Raw genomic sequence first — 3,629 nt, forward strand, 5'->3', positions numbered from 1 at the left:
GGCCGGGGCGGCTGGCGCGGAACTCCTCGGCCAGCTCGGCGAAGCGGCGCAGCACGCGGTGGCGCAGCAGCGCCGCGCGGTCGAGCGGCAGCAGCGCCGCCTCCTCGGGCAGCGTGTCCTCGGCCAGCAGCTCGGCCGCGTAGGGCAGGCCGATGCTGAGCACCCAGCCATCCGTGCCGGGGCGGAAGGCGAAGCCATGGATCACCGCCGGCGGCAGCAGCAGCAGGGCGGGGGCGGTGAAAGGGTGTTCGGCGCCGTCGAACTGCGCCCGGCCCTCGCCCCGTGTCGCCAGCAGCAATTGCAGCAGGCCGGGATGCCGGTGCGGCGCGATGCGCCAGCCATGCCGCCCGGCGCGCTCGGGGATCGTCTCGATATGCAGGAAGCGGCTATCCGCCGCGTCCTCGGCCTCGCCATACAGGAAGAAACGGGGCACCAGCTGCATGGCGGAAAAGTGCCGGAATTCCGCCCTTCCGTCCATTCCGGCGCCTTGCTTTGGCTGGATATCCTGCGGCCAAGCAGGATCGCAGGAGGAAAAGTCCATGAACAGCACGCAACGCCGCGCCGCCCCGGTCGGCATCATCGGCTGCGGCCCGGCCGGGCTGTTCCTGGCGCATCTGCTGCACCGCGCCGGCATCGGCAGCGTCATCCTGGAAAGCCGCAGCCGCGCCGAGGTGGAAGGCACCATCCGCGCCGGCGTGCTGGAGCACTGGGTGACCGAGCTGATGCACCAGATGGGGCTCGGCGAGCGGATGGCGCGGGAGGGGCATTTCCACACCGGCATCACCCTGCAATGGAACCGCCAGCGCCTGCATCTCGACATGGAGGAGCTGACCGGCGGCAAGAAGGTGACGGTCTATGCCCAGCACGAGGTGCTGAAGGATCTGATCGCCGCGCGCCTGGCCGATGGGGGAGAAATCCTGTTCGGGGTGGCCGACACGGCGATCCACGGCATCGACACCGACCGGCCTTTCCTCACCTGGCGCGACGGCGCGGAGGGCGAGGCGCAGCGCCTGGATTGCGACTACATCGTCGCCGCCGACGGCTTCCACGGGCCGGGGCGGCAGGCCATCCCCGCCGCCATGCGCACCGAGTACCAGAAGATCTACCCCTTCGGCTGGCTCGGCATCCTGGCCCGCGCGCCGCTCTCCTGGCACGAGCTGATCTACGCCAACCAGGGCGAGGGTTTTGCCCTGTTGTCCACGCGCTCGCCCGAGATCCAGCGCATGTACATCCAGTGCGACCCGCGGGACGACATCGCCAACTGGTCCGATGCCCGCATCTGGGACGAATTGCAGGCGCGGCTGGCCACCGAGGATGGCTGGCAGCTGCAACAGGGAGAGATCTTCCAGAAGGGCATCATCCCGCTGCGCAGCTTCGTCTGCGAGCCGATGCAGCATGGCCGGCTGTTCCTGGCCGGCGACGCCGCGCACATCGTGCCGCCCACCGGCGCCAAGGGGCTGAACCTAGCGGTGGCCGATGTGCTGGTGCTCTCCCGCGCGCTGGAGGCGAAGTATCGCCGCAACGACGGCGAGGCGCTGGCGCGCTACAGCGCCACCGCCCTGCGCCGCGTCTGGAAGGGCGAGCGCTTCTCCTGGTACATGACCACCATGCTGCACCGGAACGCTGACGAGACGCCTTTCGAGCAGCGCATCCACCTGGCCGATCTCGATTTCGTCCGCACCTCCCGCGCCGCGGCCATGGCGCTGGCGGAGAATTATGTGGGGCTGCCCTTCGACGAATAAGCGTGTGGCTTGAGGGGGCTTTGCCCCCTCAAACTCCCCCAGCAGGGGACGGGGTCCCCTGCACCCGCCATCAGGGGGGGGCGCGCTAGCCGGGCTGGTGGGTCAGCAGGCGGCGGCGCGGCAACGTCATCCAGGTGCGCGCGCCAATACCCTGCACCGCCTCGATGGTCAGCTCGCCCTCATGCGCGTGCAGCAACTGCCGCGCCACCAGCAGGCCCAGCCCCAGGCCGCGCGTGCCGGATTGCCGGCCCAGCACGGACAGATCCTCGGCCGGCAGGCCGGCGCCCTCATCCTCGATGACGATCGCCACCGTCTCGTCGCTGCGCACCAGTTGCAGGGCGATCGGGTCGCCATCGCGGCTCAGCCGCACGGCCCGCGTCAGCACCTGGCGCAGCGCGCCGCGCAGCGCCCGCGCATCGGCCAGCAGCGCCGCCTGGTGCAGCTCGGGCGCCACGCGCCATTGCCGCTGGCCAGGGGCCAGGGCCAGCGAGACCTGCTCGATCGCCTCCTGCAACACCGGGCCGAGCAGGATGCGCTCCTCCTTCAGCACGCGCGGGCCGGAGCGGGCGCCGGCGGTGTCATGCACATCGGCGGCGAGGCCGAGCACGGCGCGCGCCTGCCGCTCCAGCCGCTGCTCGCGCCCCGCCTCGCCCATCAGCGTCAGGCCGAGGGCGTGCAACTCCTGCGCGAACAGTTCGAGCTGCCGGCCGCGCTCGGCCAGCGCCTCGGCCATCCGGTCGGCGCGCGCCTCGGCCTGGCGGCGGCGGCGCCATTGCCAGAAGGCGGCCCCGGCGAGGCAGGGCAGGGCACCCAGGGAGGCGAACAGAAATTGAGACATGGGCCGATGCTCGGCCATGTCGGTTAAGCAAAGGTAAAAGCCGCGCCAAAAAACGAGACGGGTCCGCCGGGCGCGGGCCCCTGGAGCGCGGGCATGAAAAAACGCGCCATGCGGGGCATGGCGCGTCGTCTCACGCGGCGGGGCGGAGCGCCCCGGCGGCGAACCGGCTCAGGCCGCGGCGGCGGCCGAGGCGGCCTTCTTCACCTGCGCCTTGGCGATGCGGCGCTTCAGCACCAGCGCCTCGGTCGGCAGCTTGCGGTCGGGGGTGCCGAGCAGGAAGGAATCCAGCCCGCCATTGTGCTCCACGGTGCGGATGCCGTTGGTCGACAGGCGGATCTGCACGGAGGTGCCGAGCACGTCGGAGAAGAACGAGGTCTCCTGCAGGTTCGGGAGGAACCGGCGACGCGTCTTGTTGTTGGCGTGGCTGACGTTGTTGCCCGTCAGCACGCCCTTGCCGGTGATGCCGCAACGGCGAGCCATGGCGCTACCCTTCAAAGGACGATCAGGGCCGCGGCAGAGACCGCACACCCGGGATGAAAAACAGACGGGGCGTATGGCGCGGCCCCGGGGGAGAGTCAAGGATTCGGCGGCGCAAAAGCCACGCCGCGGCGCGCCTCACATGCTGCCGGAGCCGGGCTGCGGCGCCGATTGCCGCATCTCCGCCAGCTCGCCCGATTCGACGGAGGCCAGCGCGCTGCGCAGCACATTGGCGATCGCCTCGTCGCGCATCGAGCGCGCCATCAGCCCCAGCGCGCCGCCCAGCAGGGCGGAGGCGACGGAGATCGGCGCGATCTTCTGCTCGATCATGTATTCGATCGCCTTGTCCACGACGGAACCGGCATGGCTGAGGTCTTCCGGGGCCACCCCCTGCGGATCGAGTTGCATCTGGTGCCCTCCTGATACGGTCCGGTCACATAGTCAGGATGCGGGGCCGGCAAAACCCCCGCTCTCCCTTCCTTTTCGTCATTTTTGCCCGGCGGGACCGGTCACGCCCCGCCGGGGGCTGGTTCAGCCGGGCGGGTTGGCGGGCTTGGCGCCCGGTTCCACCC

The 3,629-nt window shown here is 70.8% G+C and carries 5 protein-coding genes; 1 reads left to right on the forward strand and 4 read right to left on the reverse strand.

Annotation, left to right across the window (positions count from 1 at the left end; translation table 11 throughout):
• Positions 1 to 478 (reverse strand): AraC family ligand binding domain-containing protein (locus HMPREF0731_RS08975; RefSeq protein WP_007003776.1); only part of this gene is annotated, 478 nt, incomplete at its 3' end.
• A gap of 61 nt (positions 479 to 539) precedes the next feature.
• Between HMPREF0731_RS08975 and HMPREF0731_RS08980 the strand changes: the two genes are divergently transcribed.
• Positions 540 to 1,742, forward strand: coding sequence for a 4-hydroxybenzoate 3-monooxygenase (locus tag HMPREF0731_RS08980; RefSeq protein WP_007003777.1), 1,203 nt, complete (start codon positions 540 to 542; stop codon positions 1,740 to 1,742).
• A gap of 85 nt (positions 1,743 to 1,827) precedes the next feature.
• Here the strand turns inward: HMPREF0731_RS08980 and HMPREF0731_RS08985 are convergent, their stop codons facing one another.
• The 3 genes from HMPREF0731_RS08985 to HMPREF0731_RS08995 all read right to left on the reverse strand — a co-directional run bounded on the left by HMPREF0731_RS08985 (position 1,828) and on the right by HMPREF0731_RS08995 (position 3,465).
• The gene (locus HMPREF0731_RS08985; protein ID WP_040612602.1) at positions 1,828 to 2,580 is read right to left on the reverse strand and encodes a sensor histidine kinase; all 753 of its coding nucleotides are present in this window, start codon (positions 2,578 to 2,580) and stop codon (positions 1,828 to 1,830) included.
• Between the two features lie 168 nt (positions 2,581 to 2,748).
• Positions 2,749 to 3,060, reverse strand: coding sequence for a 50S ribosomal protein L28 (gene rpmB, locus HMPREF0731_RS08990; RefSeq protein WP_007003778.1), 312 nt, complete (start codon positions 3,058 to 3,060; stop codon positions 2,749 to 2,751).
• Positions 3,061 to 3,195: 135 nt separating this feature from the next.
• Entirely contained in the window at positions 3,196 to 3,465 is a 270-nt protein-coding gene (locus tag HMPREF0731_RS08995; protein ID WP_007003779.1) for a hypothetical protein, read from the reverse strand.
• Positions 3,466 to 3,629 lie beyond the last annotated feature (164 nt).

It is taken from the genome of Pseudoroseomonas cervicalis ATCC 49957 (genome assembly GCF_000164635.1).
Classification (GTDB): Bacteria; Pseudomonadota; Alphaproteobacteria; order Acetobacterales; family Acetobacteraceae; genus Pseudoroseomonas; species Pseudoroseomonas cervicalis.

Excerpts from the sequence above, each read along its gene's own strand:
- HMPREF0731_RS08980 (WP_007003777.1), top strand. The coding sequence starts at position 540 with ATGAACAGCACGCAACGCCGCGCCGCCCCGGTCGGCATCATCGGCTGC.
- HMPREF0731_RS08985 (WP_040612602.1), bottom strand. The coding sequence starts at position 2,580 with ATGTCTCAATTTCTGTTCGCCTCCCTGGGTGCCCTGCCCTGCCTCGCC.
- rpmB (WP_007003778.1), bottom strand. The coding sequence starts at position 3,060 with ATGGCTCGCCGTTGCGGCATCACCGGCAAGGGCGTGCTGACGGGCAAC.
- HMPREF0731_RS08995 (WP_007003779.1), bottom strand. The coding sequence starts at position 3,465 with ATGCAACTCGATCCGCAGGGGGTGGCCCCGGAAGACCTCAGCCATGCC.